The organism is Streptococcus suis, from assembly GCF_002964045.1.
Taxonomy (GTDB): domain Bacteria; phylum Bacillota; class Bacilli; order Lactobacillales; family Streptococcaceae; genus Streptococcus; species Streptococcus suis_U.
The window spans coordinates 1-362 of record NZ_POPB01000177.1 but is presented as its reverse complement, the minus strand read 5'-3'; the positions used below and the strand labels follow the sequence as shown (position 1 = coordinate 362).

Here is a 362-nt window from a genome sequence, read left to right as displayed (position 1 = left end):
CAATAGCTTCTCCATCAGAATCTCCTAAAAGCAAAACTTTGAGGCCTAGGAAAATTGGAATCAAACCGAGCAAACCTAAAATCTCTTTACTAGGAATATAATCTAAGACAAATGCAAAAAGCAAACTTAGTAATATTAGACTAACAGAGCCTAGAAATTGTCCTAAATAGATGTTGATGATGTCTTTTCTGCTTTTTCTTTTGGCAAAAAATAACATTAGGATAATAAGTAAGTCTACGGCTGTCCCAGAATACAGGATTATTGAAGTAACAACATTTTGAATCATAAAACACCTCATTCAAATATATTTTTGAATGAATTTTAACATTAAACTTTGTAGATGTCAACTTCAGCTCCACCAA

The 362-nt window shown here is 31.5% G+C and carries 1 protein-coding gene; it reads right to left on the bottom strand.

Annotated features, from left to right (window positions below; all coding sequences use genetic code 11):
- On the bottom strand, window positions 1–286 hold a 286-nt coding region (locus C1E99_RS01145), incomplete at its 3' end, for a cadmium resistance transporter (RefSeq protein WP_330848213.1).
- Window positions 287–362 lie beyond the last annotated feature (76 nt).